Source organism: Streptomyces sp. NPDC005202 (genome assembly GCF_040608235.1).
GTDB lineage: Bacteria > Actinomycetota > Actinomycetes > Streptomycetales > Streptomycetaceae > Streptomyces.
Genome location: NZ_JBEXHW010000003.1, coordinates 360,843 through 376,313, shown reverse-complemented (window position 1 = coordinate 376,313; position 15,471 = coordinate 360,843). Strand labels below are relative to the sequence as shown.

Genomic DNA, 15,471 nt, shown 5'->3' with positions numbered 1-15,471 from the left:
GTCCCGGCGGGTGCACGGCCTGCGGCGCGCCTAGGGGTTGACTCAGGGAACTCATGCGCGAACCACCTGGGGCACTTCCAGCTGGTGGCCCGGCTGTGGCCGGCGCTGGTCGCGGCCGGCGGGGCGCGGGTGGTCGCGGTGTCCTCGCGGGCCACCGCTTCTCCCCCGTCGTCTTCGACGACCTGCACTTCGAGCACCATGCGTACGACCGGTTCGCCGCCTACGGCCAGTCGAAGACGGCGAACGCCCTTTTCGCGGTCGAACTGGACCGGCGGGGCCTGGCGCAGGACGTGCGTGCCTTCTCCGTGCATCCCGGCGTCATCATCGACACCGGTCTCGCCAAGCACATCACCGAGGACGTCATCCGGGCGGCCGGTGCCGTCGACGACGAGGGCCGCCCCGTACGGGACCCCGCCCGCCAGCTCAAGACGGTCCCGCAGGGAGCGGCCACCAGCGTCTGGTACGCCACCCTGCCCGCAGCTCGACGGCCTGGGTGGCGTCTACTGCGAGAACTGCGATATCGGTCCGCTCGTCGAGGACGAGGCCGCATGGCGCACCGGGGAGGAGACGGCCGGCGTCCTGCCGTACGCGGTGGACCCGGAGGCGGCCGCCCGCCTCCGGGAGGCGAGCGAGCGTCTCACGGGTGCGCGCCTCACGGCTTGACGACCGCGTCGATGCGCGCCAGCTCCTCCGCGTCGAAGTCCAGGTTGCGGATCGCCGCAACGCTGTCCTCCAGCTGCTGTGGGCTGCTCGCGCCGACCAGGGCGGAGGTGACCCGGCCGCCCCGCAGGACCCAGGCAAGAGCCATCTGGGCCAGGGACTGGCCGCGGGACTTGGCGATCTCGTCCAGGGCGCGCAGCTTCCCCACCAGCTCCTCCGTCACCGCGTCGGAGTTCAGGAAGGGGCTGTCGCTCGCCGCCCGGGAGTCCTCGGGGATGCCGCCGAGGTAGCGGGCGGTGAGCAGGCCCTGTTCCAGCGGGGAGTAGGCGATGGAGCCGACCTGAAGCTCGTCGAGGGTGTCGAGCAGGCCCTCCTCCGGGCGGCGGTCGAGCATCGAGTAGCGCGGTTGGTGGATGAGCAGGGGGGTGCCGAGTTCGCCGAGGATGCGGGCGGCCTCGCGGGTCTGCTCCGGGGAGTAGTTGGAGACACCGACGTAGAGCGCCTTGCCCTGCTGGACCGCCGAGTGCAGGGCGCCCATCGTCTCCTCCAGGGGAGTCTCCGGGTCGGGGCGGTGGGAGTAGAAGATGTCGACGTAGTCCAGGCCCATCCGCTTCAGGCTCTGGTCGAGCGAGGACAGCAGGTACTTGCGCGAGCCCCATTCGCCGTACGGGCCGGGCCACATCAGGTAGCCGGCCTTGGTGGAGATCACCAGCTCGTCGCGGTACGGCGCGAAGTCCGCCTTCAGCGCCTCGCCGAGGGCGGACTCGGCGGCGCCGGGCGGCGGGCCGTAGTTGTTGGCCAGGTCGAAGTGGGTGACGCCGAGGTCGAAGGCGCGGCGCAGGATGGCACGCTGGGTGGCGACCGGGCGGTCGGGGCCGAAGTTGTGCCACAGGCCGAGCGACAGCGCGGGGAGCTTCAGACCGCTGCGTCCGGTACGCCGGTAGGGCATGTCCGCGTAGCGGTCGGGGTGGGCGGTGTACAACGCGACTCCATCATGGGTTGGCACACAGGTGACCGGTTCCGGGGAACCGGTGTCCACTCTGGCGCGACCTGCGGGCAGTGGTCCAACAGAAGAATCCGATGGAATTCAGCGGATACGCTTCTCAATCATGGAACTGCGTCACCTCCGGCACTTCGTCGCGGTCGCCGAGGACCAGCACTTCACCCGGGCTGCGGAACGGCTGATGGTGTCCCAGTCGGGTCTGTCGGCGTCGATCCGGGCGCTGGAGCGGGAGCTGCAGACCCCGCTGTTCGTGCGCACCACCCGCCGGGTGACCCTCACGGAGGCCGGACGCGCGCTGCTCGGCGAGGCGGAGCGGATCCTGGCACAGGTGCGGGCGGCCCACGAGGCGGTGGCCGCGGTGCAGGGCGTGCTGCGCGGCACGCTCTCGCTCGGCACCGAGCAGTGCATCGCCGGGGTGCACGTGGCGGCGCTGCTGGCCGCGTTCCGGCGGCGGCACCCGGACGTGGAGATCCGTTTGCGGCAGGCGGGGTCGGGCGCGCTGGCCGAGGAGGTCGCGGCCGGGCGACTGGACCTGGCCTTCGCCTACCGGACGCAGGCGGACAGCGACCAGCTGCGCTCGGTGGCAGTGACCCGCGAGCCGATGACGGTGCTGTGCCACCCCGACCACCGGCTCACGGCGCCGGGAGCGGCCCTCATACCGGAGGACCTGAGCGGCGAGGTCTTCGTGGACTTCCACCCGGACTGGGGCCCGCGCCGCACCACGGACGCGGCCTTCTCCGCCGCGGGCGTTCGCCGCACGGTGGCCCTGGAGGTGAACGACGTGCACAGCCTCCTCGACCTGGTCGACGAGAACCTCGGCGTCGCCGTCGTCCCCCGGCACTTCCGGCACAAGCGTCCGTCGCTCACCGCGCTCCCCCTCAAGGGCACCGGCGAGACGGAGTACGAGACCGTCGCGCTGCTGCCGCCCGAGCAGGCCACCAGTCCGGCGGCCCGCGCGCTGCTCGCCCTGCTGGAAACAGGGGACCTGGCACCGCCCTCGGACGGGGCCCATCCTTCCTGACCCGGCCGTCCCGCCGCCACGGACACGTGACCGTCCCTCACGGCAACTACGCCCAGGCGTACGGACGATGACGGAACACACGCGGCACAACGTGCTGCGCGGGGCCGCGGCGGCGGGCGGGGCCGTGTTCGTCCCGGCGCACCCCACGGACCCGGGGGCGGCCAAGGGCGCCGGGTACGCGCTCGCCCACGTCCACCATCCCGACCGCGGTGCGGCCGGCCTCAAGATCCGCGCCGCGCAGGACTTCACGGGTGAGCCGGTCGCGCGGATCCATCTGCGGGTGCCGCTGGGCTTCCACGGAAGCCGGATTCCGGACGCATGACGGACAGCGATGCGCGATGGTGGACGTATGCATGCAAAGGACGTCCTCATCGACGGCTACGGCCGCATCCAGGAAGAAGTCCACGCCGCCGTCGACGGTCTGTCGCCGGACCGGCTCAACGCCCGTCCCGCCGCCGACGCCAACTCCATCTCCTGGCTGGTCTGGCACCTCACCCGCGTGCAGGACAACCACGTCGCCGACGCTTTCGACCTCGACCAGGTGTGGCTGTCTCAGGGCTGGGAAAAGCGCTTCGGGCTCGACCTCAACCGCCACGACACCGGGTACGGCCACAGCTCCGCGAAGGCCGCCAAGGTGCGGATCGACTCCGGGGACCTGCTGACCGGCTACTACGACGCCGTGCACGAACAGACCCTCCAGGCGCTGCGCCAGCTGACCGCCAAGGACCTCGAACGCATCGTCGACGAACGCTGGGATCCGCCCGTCACCCTGGGCGTGCGGCTGGTCAGCGTCCTGTCCGACGATCTGCAGCACGTCGGACAGGCCGCCTACGTCAAGGGGCTGCTTCAGAGCGCGGCCTCGTAGCCCGGCAGGACGACGTCCTCGATGAGGGCCTTGCGCTCGTCGAACGGGATGAACGCGCTCTTGACGGCGTTCACCGTGACCGTGCGCAGGTCCTCGACCGTCCAGCCCGCCTCCTCGACCAGCAGGGCCATTTCCCGGGTCATCGTCGTGCCGGAGACCAGACGGTTGTCGGTGTTGAGGGTGACCCGGAAGCCGAGGTCCTTCAGGGCGGTGATGGGGTGCTCGGCGATCGACGCGGCGGCGCCGGTCTGGAGGTTGGACGTCGGGCACATCTCCAGGGCGATCCGGCGGTCGCGCACCCAGCCTGCCAGGCGACCCAGTTTGCCGTCGACGATGTCGTCGGTGATGCGCACGCCGTGCCCGATGCGCTGGGCGCCGCACACCTGCAGGGCCTGGTGGATGCTGGGCAGGCCGTGCGCCTCGCCGGCGTGAATGGTGAACGGCACGCTCTCGCGGCGCAGATACTCGAAGGCGGCCAGGTGGTCTGCGGGCGGGAAGCCGTCCTCGGCGCCGGCGATGTCGAAGCCGACGACACCGGCGTCGCGGTAGGCGACGGCGAGGTCGGCGATCTCACGGCTGCGGTCGAACATCCGCATGCCGCACAGCAGGGTGCCGACCCGCACCGGCGTACCGGCGGCGGTCGCCTTCGCCATACCGGCCGCGAGCCCCTCCTGGACGGTCTCGACGACCTCGCTCAGGGTCAGCCCGCCCTTGACCATCAGCTCGGGCGCGTAGCGCACCTCGCCGTAGACGACGCCGTCCTCGGCGAGGTCGAGGACGTACTCCTCGGCGGTGCGCAGGAGGCCTTCGCGGGTCTGCATCACGGCGAGGGAGTGCTCGAAGGTGGCTATGTAGCGAACCAGGTCGCCGGAGTTGGCGGCCTCGAAGTACCAGGCGGCGAGCTCGTCGGGGTCGGTGGTGGGCAGGGTGTGGCCGACCGCGTCCGCGAGTTCGACGACGGTGGAGGGGCGCAGGCCGCCGTCGAGGTGGTCGTGCAGCACGGCCTTGGGGAGCCGGCGGAGGGTGTCGGTGTCGATGCGGGGCGCGGTCATGCGGGTGCTTCCTCGGCAGGTGGTGCGGTGGTGGGCGGTGTGGTCAGTCGATCGCGGGGGCGGGCTGGAGCAGGTCCCAGCGGTTGCCGTAGAGGTCCTGGAAGACGGCGACGGTGCCGTACGGCTCGTGGCGCGGCTCCTCCAGGAAGGTCACGCCCGCGGCGTGCATCCGGGCGTGGTCGCGGGCGAAGTCGTCGGTGTGCAGGAAGAAGCCGACGCGCCCGCCGGTCTGGTCACCGACCCGCGCGGACTGAGCCTGGCCCTTGGCACGGGCGAGCAGCACACCGGTGCCGTGGCCCGCCACGTCCAGACCTTGGCCCGCGGCGTCCAGACCTTGGCCCGCGGCGTCCAGACCTTGCGGAGCCGGCGCGACGACGACCCAGCGTGAACCGTCCGGGCGCGGGGCGTCCTCGACGAGCCGGAAGCCGAGCGCCTCGGTGTAGAAGCGGATCGCCTCGTCGTAGTCGTCGACGACAAGGGTGACCAGGGCGATGCATCTCATCGGAGCCTTTCGGGGCGGGTGATCGACGGGTGAGGTTATACGTAAAACTCCGCGCACGCCAGTCAGGCCCGGGACGGGACGGTTTCGACTGCCGGGGCAGTGCGAGGGAGAGTTCTGCGCGGAGCCCCCGACGACCGCTCGGGCGCGGTCACCAGCAACTGGACGCCGCGGCCCGGCCCGCTCCGGTTCGGTCTGCTGCGCGCCCCGCACCCTGGCCGGCGGGGGAATTCGGCAGCCCGCCGACACGGCTTCCCGCCCTCGGCACCCCGGACCGCCCGGACCGCCCCGATCCGCCGCCATCGGCTCGAGGCATTCCTTTCCCGTCAGCGACCTTCCGCGCGGCGGGCCACGGCAGCCCGGCGGCCCGAACCCGCGCAACCGGTGTCCGACCGCGTCCGACCGCGTCCGACCGCCCCCGGTCCTCCTCTCGACCCAGTGGCAGCCGTCTCGCCCCAGCGGCACCCGTCCTCTCGGCGGACGGCCGCGCGGCCCGCCCGGCCCGCCCTGCACTCCGACGGTTCGGCCTCCTGCCTGACACCAGCCGGACGATCCCGTGCCGCGCCGACGGGTGTGCCCAGGCGTCCGGCCCGCCGCGGGCGGCTCAGTGGGACTCTTCGCCCTGCGCGATCTCCACCCGGTGATGGAAGTCGATCATCCCGGTCGCGGAGGCGGCGCAGGAGGCGGTGGCGCAGGCCACCAGCAGCCCGGCGATCCAGGCCGCGGCGCGGCGCGGGACGTGCGGGGCCGACAGGAGGGCCTTGACGCGCTGCGGGACGGGGCCGGAGGTGGCGGCGGGGGCGAACTCCGGGCGTTCGGAGCGGGCCTCCTGCCCGGCGAGGGCGGCACGGGCGATGGCGCGCGCGGTCAGGCGCCGGTCGCCGACGGCGGCGGCCGCGGCCTCGTCGGCGGCACGTTCGGCCGCGAGGCCGATGGTCTCGCGGACCGGGCGCAGCGCGGGATGGCAGTGGGCGGCGAGCTCGGCGGCGGCCAGGAAGTAGTGGTGGCCGCCCCGGTTGTGGGCGCGTTCGTGGGCGAACAGCGCCTCGCGCTCGGCGGCGTCGAGGCTGCGCAGCATCGCGGTGGTGACGACGATACGGTGCGGGCGGCCGGGCAGGGCGTACGCGTCCGGGTGCGGGGAGTCGACCACGCACAGGTCGCCCGCGGCGGGCCGGCGGTCGGCCTCCGTGTGGGCGCTGCGGAAGGCCCGGAACTCCCGCACCGCCGCGCGCCCGAGGGTGCTCGCGCACACGGTGAGCGCTCCGACGGAGGTGGCGGCCGCCGGTACGACCAGGAGGTCGGAGGCGGTGTGCAGCGGGCGGACGAGCTCCCCGAGCGCGGCGAAGACGGGGAGCTCGAGCAGGCCGATGAGGACGAAGGCGCCGAGCGCGGCGAGGGAGCAGCTTGCGAGCACGGCCGCGGAGACCGTGATCACCCACAGCGCGGTCACGGGTGTGAGGCGGTCGAGTGCGCGCCGGGCAAGCGCCGGCATGGCGAACGGCAGCACGAGCGGCAGGAGCAGCAGCGCGATCATCGCTCACCGGATTCGAGCAGGTCGCGCAGGATGCGCTCGTCGTCGGGGCTGAGCTGCGCGACGAAGCGGGCGAGGACCCTCTCGCGGTCGGTGTCGCGGTCGAGCTCGGAGTGCATGCGGCGAGCGGTGAGTCCGTGCGCGTCCTGGACGGGGTAGTAGGCGTAGCCGCGACCCTGACGCCGGCGTTCGACGACCCCTTTGTCGTGCAGCCGGGTGAGGATGGTGGTCACCGTGGTGCGGGCCAGGTCGGCGCCGAGGCTCCGTTGGACCTGGCCGGGGGTCTGGGGCGCGTCGGCGGCCCACAGAACGGCCATGACACTGGCTTCGAGCTCGCCGGCCGGCCGGCGTTCGTCCTTCGCGTCGGTCATGGGAACGTTCCTCACCCCGCCATGGTCTACAGTTCAGTAGACCGTCTACACGATTGTAGTCATCGGGTGCCGTCTCCTGCTCATGGCTGCGCCCGCATGCCCATTATGAAAGGGCCCTCGCCGATGACCGCAGCGATTCGCACACTCGTGCACCGGCGCTTCCCGGCGAGCCCCTCCGCGATAGCGGCGTTCCGTCTCCGCCCAGGTCCGACGACGGAAGAGCGCCGCCATGCACGTCCAGCAGCAGAATCATCCCGCCCCGCCCCCGCACTGCGCGGGCCCGCGTCCGAAACGGCCCGCCGCGCACCGCGCCGTCGCCCTGCTGCGGCGCCGCCTCGGCCGGGCCGTCACCGTGACCTACGTCGCGGCCGCGGCGCTGCCCTCCCCCGGCCTGTGGCTGCGCCGCCCGCATGTGCTCGGTGTCGCCGGGCTCGTTGAGCTGCCGTTCAAGGCACCGCAGTTCCTGCTCGCACTGGTCCTGTTCAGCGCGGGCCTGCAGGTCCCGCTGGGGGAGCTCCGGCGGCTGGTGCGGCGGCCCGCCGCCCTGGTCACCGGCCTCGCGCTGCACGTGCTGGCCCCGCTGCTCATCGTCCCGGCGGTGGCGCTCGCGCTGCGGCAGACGTCGGACAGCGACGGCGGCAGTGGCATGGTCGCCGCGATGATCCTCATCGTCGCGATGCCGGTGGCGGCCGGGGCGACGGTGTGGACCGCCAAGGGCGACGGCGACCAGCCCACGGCCGTCGGCCTGGTGCTCGCCTCCACCCTCGCCAGCCCGCTGACCCTCCCGCTCACGCTGGCCGCCCTGTGCCCGCTGCTGAGCGCGGACTACGCGGGCCGGCTGGCCACGGCCGGGCAGGCGGCGGGGCACGCCTTCGCGCTCACGTCGGTCGTGCTGCCGTGCGGCGCGGGCCTGCTGAGCCGCCTGGTGCTGCCGCGCCGTGCGCTGCACGGCCTGCTCTCGACCGCCGTCCCCGCGGCCCTGCTCGGTTCGCTGCTGCTCACCTACGTCAATGCCAGCGGCGTCCTCGGGCCCTTCCTGGCCCGCCCCAGACCGGTCCTGCTGGCGGCCGCGCTCACCGTCGCGGCGACCGTGTGCGGACTGTCCTTCGTCCTGGGTGGCCTCACCGCCCGCGCCCTGCGGCTGGACGCGCACGCCGGGGCCTCCGTGACGCTGGCCTGTGGGATGAACAACAGCAGCGCGAGCGCCGTGCTCATCACCACGACCCTGCCCGACCGTCCCCACATCCTCCTGCCGGTCCTCGCCTACGGCCTGCTGCAGAAGGTGGCGGCCGGCCGTGTCGTACGGGGGTACGGGCGTGGCAACGTGGCATCGGAGCGCATCGGGCCGGGGTCGTAGGGGTCGGGCCCGAGGGAATGCCGAGCTCAAGCCCGAAGTGCCGTGCGGGACCGGCCGGTGGCGTCCCCCGCATGAAGATCCCCGAGCCGCCCCGCAGCCCCGAACACCGCAAGCGCGACCTCCTGGCCCGTCTGGAACGGGAGACGGACATCTGGGTGGCCTCCGCGGACGCCGGCGGACTGCCGTGTCTGGTCGCGCTGTGGTTCGTCTGGGACGGCGAGTCCGTGTGGCTGTCGACCCGCCTCACCAACCCCACCGGCCGCAACCTGCACGACGGCAGGCGCACCCGGCTGGCATTCGGGGACACCCGCGACGTCGTGCTCATCGACGGCGACGTGGAGACGTTCACCGCGGCGGACGTGCCGGCCGCGGCGGCCGACGCCTTCCGTGCGAGGACCGGCTGGGATCCCCGCACGGACAGCCCCTCGTACGGCTACTTCAGGGTGCGGCCGCGGGCCGTGCAGGCCTGGCACGGGGAGCCTGAGCTGCGTGGCCGACACCTGATGCGGGACGGGGTCTGGGTGGTCTGAGCGCGCAACCCGACCCGGCGCCCCATCCGGGGACTCCCTCACCCGAGAGCTCCGTCGCCCGAGGTCGCCCAGGAGAGGTGCGCGCCCCGGACGGTGACGAGTTGGGGCACCGCCTCCACGGACACGAGCCTCTCGGACCACTGTCCGCCGACCGCGCACGCGGGCCGGGCCCCGCGTCGGTCAAGCGGCCTTCGTGTGCAGCGCGTCGAGCCGGGCCATCTCGTCGTCGCTGAGGTGGAGCGCTCCCGCGGCGACGTTCTCCACGAGGTGGTCGGGGTTGCCGGTGCCGGGGATGGCCAGCACGTGCGGGCCCTGTTGCAGCGTCCAGGCGATCCGGACCTGCGCGGGGGTCGCGCCGTGGGCCCGGGCGATGGCCGCAACCTCCTCGTCGTGGTCTCCGCTCACGCCCTGCGAGCCGCCCTCCCCGGCGATGGCGAAGAACGGCACGAAGGCGATGCCCTGGTCGCGGCAGATGCGCAGCAGCTCGTCGGTCGCGGGGTCGTGGAGGTCGAGGCCGTAGCGGTTCTGCACGCACACCACGGGCGCGATGGCCTGGGCCTCGGCAAGGTGCCGGGGCTCGACGTCGGAGATGCCGAGGTGCCGGATCAGGCCCTCGTCACGCAGTTCGGCGAGCGCGCCGAAGTGCTCGGCGATCGAGTCCTGCCGCATCCGGCGCAGGTTGACGACGTCGAGGTGGTCGCGGCCGAGCTGGCGCAGGTTCTCCTCGACGTGGCCGCGCAGGTCGTCGGGCCGCGCCGAGGTGCCCCACTCCCCCGAGTAGTTCCGGTAGGGACCGACTTTGGTGACGATGACCAGGTCGTCCGGGTACGGCGACAGCGCGCTGTTGATGAGCTCGTTGGCGGAGCGCAGGGAGGAGAAGTAGAAGGCGGCCGTGTCGATGTGGTTGACGCCGAGCTCAACGGCCTTGTGCAGCACGGCGATCGACCGCTCCCGGTCGCTCGGTGTGCCGAGGTGGAAGGCGGCGCTGCCCGTCAGCCGCATGGCGCCGAGGCCGATCCGGTTGACGGACAGCTCGCCGAGTTTCCAGGTGCCCGCGGCGTCCGCGGTGATCGTTTCGGAGGTCATCGACGGAGTGTCGCACATGCCCCGGGCACCGATGCGCGCGCTTTACGGATACGTGTACGTGTTCAGCGTGTTGACGGCAGCGGCCGGATTGCCGAGGTCGTAGCGGTCCACGGCGAGGAAGTTGGGCTTCTTGCGCGCGGCCGACTGGCAGAACCGCTGGGCCCGGTCGGTGAGTTTGGTGTTGTCGGTCTGCGCCGTGCCGGCGATGGTGGCGTCCCGGAAGTGGTTCATCACGAACAGCGGGCGGAAGCCGGGCTCAATGTGCGTCAGCGGGATGTTCGTGTTGGCGTCGTACCAGCGGCTGTAGCAGGACCAGTCGGAGGAGCCGACGCCCGAGCCCATCGACCAGTAGTTCTCCACCGTCCACTCCCGCTGGTACATCACGCCGAAGCTGTCCCGGGTCAGGCCCGCGGCCTCGTCGGCGGCGCGGCTGTGGTCGGTGAAGATCAGCAGCCGGTGGTTGGCGGCGATCAGGTCGGCCAGCTTCGGCCAGCCGCTTTGCCGCACCCCGGTCTGGTCGGGCCGGTAGAGCACGTCCGACAGGCCGCTGACGCGGGCGAGTTCACCGCGCAGGACGCCGGGGTCGACGTAGTCCTCGAGGAAGACGGTGACGAACTGGTCGGGATGCGCCTTGAGGAAGTTCACCATGCGCTGGAGGTCGCCCCACAGGGCGACCGGCTTGCTGACCAGCGTGCAGCTGTTGTGGCAGAGGATCGCGCCGTCCGGGGTCTGGTGGATGTCCAGCATGAACCCGCGGACGCCGTCGGCGAGTTGCTGGTCGATGCCGCGGGACTGGTTGGGGACGAGGTTGACGAACGGCGGGGCGAAGCCGCCGTCGACTCCGTTGGCGTAGGCGTTGTGGGCGGTGAGGAAGGTGACCTGGTCGAGGGTGCGCTGGTCGGCCGGCGGCATGGGGCGGGTCGTCGGCGTCACCGGGGTGAGGTACCAGGCGGCGAGGGTGCCCGAGGAGCCGATGGCCAGCTGGGCGGGGTAGTTGGCGCCGGAAGGTTTGGCGCCGACGGTCAGGTAGCGGTCGGTTCCCGGGGCCTTGAGCGTGTACTGGTCGGCCCCGGCCGGCGTGATCTCCCAGGCCGCGTCGGCGCTGGTGCAGGCGACGGTGCGGGCCTGGTCACCGGAGCGGCCGAGACAGCTGCCCGCCGTGTCGGTGCTCTCCAAGAAGTACGAGGAGCCGCTCGCTCTCAGGTTCCACTGCTGGTGGTCCTCGTTGCCCTTGGGGTTGTGCTGCTCGACGGCGCCTTGCTTGTCCGCCGCGTTGAGGCCGGTCGTCGCGCTCTGGACGTAGTAGGTGCCTGCGGCCGGATCCGCCGCCGCGGCGCTGGAAGAAGGCGGAGGAGCCACGACCGCGGCGGCCAGCGCCGCGGTCGTGGCGAGCAGGGCGTGGGGGGTGCGCATGACGGTGTGCCCTTTCGTCGAAATAGTCAGGTGCATGACACCATGCCCTGTGGTGGCGCGTCAGCAGTAAAGGTTGCCGCCCGGTGAAACTCCGAGGATCTGCGCGAAGCGCTGGTAGGCGTCCACGCGGCTCTGCACCTGGGCGGGGTTCTTGCCGTCGCACTCCAACGCGCCGTTGATGCTGCGGATGGTCTGGCCGAATCCCGCATCGTTCACCATGGCATTGTGGCCGGTCATGCTGCCCGGGCCGGACTGGGTGTTCCAGTACCACAGGCCGGTCTTCCAGGCGACGGAGGCGTCGTTCTGCACCTGGTACGGGTTGTTGAGCAGGTCGATGCCGAGCGCGTCGCCCGCGGCCTTGTAGTTGAAGTTCCAGCTGAGCTGGAGCGGGCCGCGCCCGTAGTACGCCGCCTGGCCGGCCGGACAGCCGTACGGCTGGCTCCAGTCGCAGTAGTGCGGGTAGTTGGCGGTGTTCTGCTCGACCACGTACACCAGCCCGCCGGTCTCGTGGCTGACGTTGGCGAGGAAGGCCGCGGCCTCCTGCTTCTTCACCGTGTCGCTGCCGGTGTTGGCGAAGGCGGGGTACGCGCCGAGGGCGGCGGTGAGCCCGCTGTAGGTGTAGAAGGAATTCCGGTTCGGGAACATCTGGTTGAACTGCGCCTCACTCACGACGAAGCCGGCGGCGGACGCCGAGGGGGCCTGTTGAAGCACCAGAGCGGCGCTGGACAGGGCAAGCGAGGTCAGGACTGCGGCGATGCGGCGCCTCGACACAGGATCAACTCCTTTGCGATGCACGGCCGCACCCGGACAAGGGCAGAGCGGAGCCGACCTTGTGCGCACGCGCCGGTGGTACCGGCCACGCGTGGGGGCGGCCGTGGTGGGGGGTGTGGAGGCACACTCAACCGCGTTGGTCTGTACCAGTCAAGGGTGTAGACCAGTCAACTGCTCATGCCGACAGGACGACTCGGGCCCGGCCGCAGACGCGACCAAACCCGACGGCTCTGCGCACGTCAGCCCAGCGGCTTCTCCAGAACCGCCTTGCGGTGGCTGAACGTCTCGATCGAGTAGCGGCCGTGGTAGCTGCCCGTCCCGCTCTCCCCCACGCCGCCGAACGGCAGGTCGGAGACGGTGAGATGGGCGAGCGGCAGGCCGTGTCCGAGGCCGCCGGAGGACGTCTCGGCGGCGATCCGCTGCCGCGTGTCGTCGGACTCCGTGCACACGTACAGGGCAAGCGGCTTGTCGCGGTCGTTGATGAAGGCGATCGCCTCGTCGAGGCCGGACACCGTGACGATCGGCAGGACGGGACCGAAGATCTCCTCCTGCATGACCGGCGACTTGGGATCCACGTCCGCCAGGACGGTCGGCGCGATGTACTTCGCGGTACGGTCGCTGCCCCCGCCCACGACAGCACGACCGGAGTCGAGCAGGCCGACGAGCCGGTCGAAGTGCCGCTCGTTGACGATCCGGCCGTACTCACCGGAGGCGGACGGGTCGGTGCCGTAGAGGGCCTCGACGGCGCGGGCAAGCGCCGGTTCGAGGGCGGCGGCGGTTTCCGGATCGGTCAGGACGTAGCCCGGGGCCACGCAGGTCTGCCCGGCGTTGAGGAACTAGCCGCGGGCCAGCCGGTCGGCGACCACGTCGAGGTCGGTGCCGCGGTCGACGAACACCGGGGACTTGCCGCCGAGTTCGAGGGTGACCGGGGTGAGGTGCTCGGCGGCGTGTGGTCGAAACGCTCGGCCAGCAGGGCCGTGGTCTCCGGGATGCCGCCCTCGACGACGGCGACCGCCGAGGTGTCGAGGTACGCCGGCAGCAGCCGGGCCAGCGCGGCCGAGGTGGCCGGGGCCAGCTCGCTGGGCTTGGCGACGACCGCGTTGCCCGCGGCCAGGGCACCGATCACGGGGGTCAGCAGGAGCTGGGCCGGATAGTTCCAGGGCGCGATCACCAGGACGACGCCGAGGGGGTCGTACTGGGTCCAGGCCGTCGCGTCACCGCCGAGGTGCGCCGGGACCGGGGCGGGCTCGGGGCGCAGCCACTCCTCGAGGTGGTCGAGGGTGTGGTCGATCTCGCGGATCGTGAAGTCGATCTCGGTGCGGTAGGCCTCGGTGGAGCTCTTGCCGAGATCGGCGTGGAGGGCGGCGGCGAGCTCCGGGCCGTTCTCCGTGAGCATCTCGCGCAGGCGGCGCAGCTGGGCCGTGCGCCAGTCGACGGGCTTGGTACGACCGGCGCGGAAGGTGGCGCGCAGCCGGGCGACCACGTCGGTGGGCTGCTCGGGGGTGGGCTGCTCGGGGGTGGGCTGCTCGGGGGTGGGGTGATTCACGGTGCCTCGCCGGTGGTGTGCGGCCCTTGCGGCCGCGGAACAGGTCGGGTGTAAACACCGACCTTTCAGGCGCCAGAATAAATTCCGAGCACGAGAGGGTTACGTGCGCGATCAATCACGTACGAGTTCCCGCCGCCGCCGTTCGAGGTATGCCCGTTGCGCCAGGCTCTCGGTGCGGGCGAGGGCCGCCTCGTAACTCCGTACGGCCTCGGCGGGGCGGCCGAGGCGCCGCAGCAGGTCGGCGCGGACCGCGTGGAAGACGTGGTAGCCGTCGAGGTCCAGCGCGTCCACCAGGTCGAGGGCCTGCCGGGGGCCCTCGGCCTCGGCCACCGCGACCGCCCGGTTCAGGGCGACGACCGGGCTCGGGGCGAGCGTCATGAGCTGGTCGTACAGCCGCAGGATCTGCCCCCAGTCGGTGGCGTCCACTGATGGCGCATCGCTGTGCACGGCGTTGATCGCGGCCTGGATCTGGTAGGGCCCCGGCCGGCCCAGGCGCAGGCAGCGGCGGACGAGGTCCTGCCCCTCGGCGATCAGGTCGCGGTCCCAGCGGGTGCGGTCCTGCTCGGGCATCGGCACCAGCTCACCGTCGGTCCTCTCGCGGGCGCCCCGGCGCGCCTCGATGAGCAGCATCAGCGCGAGCAGGCCGGTGACCTCGGCCTCGTCCGGCATCAGTGCAAACACCAGGCGGCCCAGGCGTACGGCTTCGGTGCACAGGTCCAGCGAGCCGCTGTAGCCCTCGTTGAAGATCAGGTAGATGACGGCGAGCACGCCGTTCAGGCGGTCGGGCAGGTCGGCGTCGCGGGGCACGCGGTACGGAATGCCCGCATGGCGGATCTTGGCCTTGGCACGGACCAGGCGCTGGGCCAGCGTGGGCTCCGGCACCAGGAAGGCGCGGGCGATCTGCGCCGTGGAGAGCCCGCCGAGCAGGCGAAGGGTCAGCGCCACCCGGGTCTGCAGGGCCAGGGCCGGGTGGCAGCAGGTGAAGACCAGACGGAGCCGGTCGTCGCGCACGGGGCCCTCCTCGGGCGGTGCGTCGGGCACGTACAGCCGTGCCGCCTCGGCGTGGCGGGCGTCCCGGGAGGACTCGCGGCGCAGCCGGTCGATCGCGCGGTTGCGCGCGGTGGTGATGATCCAGCCGGCCGGGCTCGGCGGCACGCCGGTCTCCGGCCACTTCTGCAGGGCCGTGGTGAAGGCGTCCTGGACCGCTTCCTCGGCGAGGTCGATGTCGCCGAGGAAGCGGACGAGGACGGAGACCGCGCGGCCGTACTCGGCGCGGAAGACGGCCTCGACGTGGGGGGCGTCCGGCATCAGCCCTCGGCGTCCTCGGCCGTGTGCAGGAAGGGGCGCACCTCGATGGGGAGGGTGGTGGCCCGGGTCGCCTTCCGGCCCCATTCCAGGGCCGCGTCGAGGTCGGGAGCCTTGATCAGGCACAGGCCGCCCAGGTACTCCTTGCCCTCGGCGTAGGGCCGTCGGTGATCAGCACGTCGTCGCCCTTGGGGCGCAGGACCGTGGCCGTCTCCGGGCCGTGCAGCCCGCCGGCGAAGACCCAGGCCCCGGCCTCGCGCAGCTCCTGGTGGAAGGTCTCGACATCGCCCATGATCTTCGCGAGTGCCTCGGCCGAGGGCGGCTCGCCCTCGCTCGGCTGGATCACGCTGAGCAGGTAGTACTTCATGACGTCCTCCTTGGCGTCGTGCCGTTGTCCCACCTCCTACACGAACGGCACACCCCCGGATCGACACCTTGCCCGGCGACATCGGGAGAATCTT

General features: G+C 72.2%; 14 protein-coding genes and 2 pseudogenes. 5 read left to right on the top strand and 11 right to left on the bottom strand.

What is annotated here, in order from left to right; genetic code table 11:
* Positions 1-652 precede the first annotated feature (652 nt).
* Positions 653-1,642, bottom strand: a complete 990-nt coding sequence (gene mgrA, locus ABZV31_RS08445) for an L-glyceraldehyde 3-phosphate reductase (RefSeq protein ID WP_355889865.1) — start codon at positions 1,640-1,642, stop codon at positions 653-655.
* Between the two features lie 127 nt (positions 1,643-1,769).
* On the opposite strand from mgrA, the gene ABZV31_RS08440 reads away from it, so the two are divergent.
* The 3 genes from ABZV31_RS08440 to ABZV31_RS08430 all read left to right on the top strand — a co-directional run bounded on the left by ABZV31_RS08440 (position 1,770) and on the right by ABZV31_RS08430 (position 3,549).
* A complete protein-coding gene (locus tag ABZV31_RS08440) occupies positions 1,770-2,684 on the top strand; it encodes a LysR substrate-binding domain-containing protein (RefSeq protein WP_355889862.1) in 915 nt (304 codons plus the stop codon).
* A gap of 67 nt (positions 2,685-2,751) precedes the next feature.
* Entirely contained in the window at positions 2,752-3,006 is a 255-nt protein-coding gene (locus ABZV31_RS08435; protein WP_355889859.1) for a carotenoid oxygenase family protein, read from the top strand.
* Positions 3,007-3,033: 27 nt separating this feature from the next.
* Complete coding sequence (locus tag ABZV31_RS08430) at positions 3,034-3,549, top strand: DinB family protein (RefSeq protein ID WP_355889856.1); 516 nt, start codon at positions 3,034-3,036, stop codon at positions 3,547-3,549.
* Here the strand turns inward: ABZV31_RS08430 and ABZV31_RS08425 are convergent.
* From ABZV31_RS08425 to ABZV31_RS08410, 4 genes are all read right to left on the bottom strand, one after another.
* Entirely contained in the window at positions 3,531-4,601 is a 1,071-nt protein-coding gene (locus ABZV31_RS08425; RefSeq protein WP_355889853.1) for an adenosine deaminase, read from the bottom strand. The genes ABZV31_RS08430 and ABZV31_RS08425 overlap by 19 nt on opposite strands.
* 43 nt (positions 4,602-4,644) lie before the next feature.
* Positions 4,645-5,103, bottom strand: a complete 459-nt coding sequence (locus ABZV31_RS08420) for a VOC family protein (protein ID WP_355889850.1) — start codon at positions 5,101-5,103, stop codon at positions 4,645-4,647.
* 601 nt (positions 5,104-5,704) lie between these two features.
* Entirely contained in the window at positions 5,705-6,634 is a 930-nt protein-coding gene (locus ABZV31_RS08415; RefSeq protein ID WP_355889847.1) for a M48 family metalloprotease, read from the bottom strand.
* A complete protein-coding gene (locus ABZV31_RS08410) occupies positions 6,631-7,002 on the bottom strand; it encodes a BlaI/MecI/CopY family transcriptional regulator (RefSeq protein WP_355889845.1) in 372 nt (123 codons plus the stop codon). Before ABZV31_RS08410 ends, ABZV31_RS08415 begins: the two co-directional genes overlap by 4 nt.
* Before the next feature lie 229 nt (positions 7,003-7,231).
* Between ABZV31_RS08410 and ABZV31_RS08405 the strand changes: the two genes are divergently transcribed.
* Both ABZV31_RS08405 and ABZV31_RS08400 read left to right on the top strand, forming a co-directional pair.
* Positions 7,232-8,359 (top strand): sodium-dependent transporter, encoded by a 1,128-nt coding sequence (locus ABZV31_RS08405; RefSeq protein ID WP_355889842.1) that lies wholly within the window; start codon positions 7,232-7,234, stop codon positions 8,357-8,359.
* Positions 8,360-8,430: 71 nt separating this feature from the next.
* A complete protein-coding gene (locus ABZV31_RS08400; RefSeq protein WP_355889839.1) occupies positions 8,431-8,889 on the top strand; it encodes a pyridoxamine 5'-phosphate oxidase family protein in 459 nt (152 codons plus the stop codon).
* A gap of 180 nt (positions 8,890-9,069) precedes the next feature.
* Here ABZV31_RS08400 and ABZV31_RS08395 read toward each other — a convergent pair whose 3' ends face one another.
* The 6 genes and pseudogenes from ABZV31_RS08395 to ABZV31_RS08370 form a co-directional block, all read right to left on the bottom strand.
* On the bottom strand, positions 9,070-9,975 hold the full coding sequence (locus ABZV31_RS08395; protein ID WP_355889837.1) for an oxidoreductase: 906 nt from the start codon (positions 9,973-9,975) through the stop codon (positions 9,070-9,072).
* 42 nt (positions 9,976-10,017) lie between these two features.
* Positions 10,018-11,388 (bottom strand): phospholipase, encoded by a 1,371-nt coding sequence (locus ABZV31_RS08390; RefSeq protein ID WP_355889835.1) that lies wholly within the window; start codon positions 11,386-11,388, stop codon positions 10,018-10,020.
* A 60-nt stretch (positions 11,389-11,448) separates the two neighbouring features.
* Entirely contained in the window at positions 11,449-12,159 is a 711-nt protein-coding gene (locus ABZV31_RS08385) for a chitinase (protein WP_355889832.1), read from the bottom strand.
* A gap of 239 nt (positions 12,160-12,398) precedes the next feature.
* Positions 12,399-13,642: pseudogene (locus tag ABZV31_RS08380) on the bottom strand (aldehyde dehydrogenase family protein).
* A gap of 174 nt (positions 13,643-13,816) precedes the next feature.
* Positions 13,817-15,013, bottom strand: coding sequence for an RNA polymerase sigma factor (locus ABZV31_RS08375; RefSeq protein WP_355889829.1), 1,197 nt, complete (start codon positions 15,011-15,013; stop codon positions 13,817-13,819).
* Positions 15,013-15,377, bottom strand: a pseudogene (locus ABZV31_RS08370) (YciI family protein). The gene ABZV31_RS08375 and the pseudogene ABZV31_RS08370 overlap by 1 nt, the downstream one beginning before the upstream one ends.
* Between the last annotated feature and the right edge of the window lie 94 nt (positions 15,378-15,471).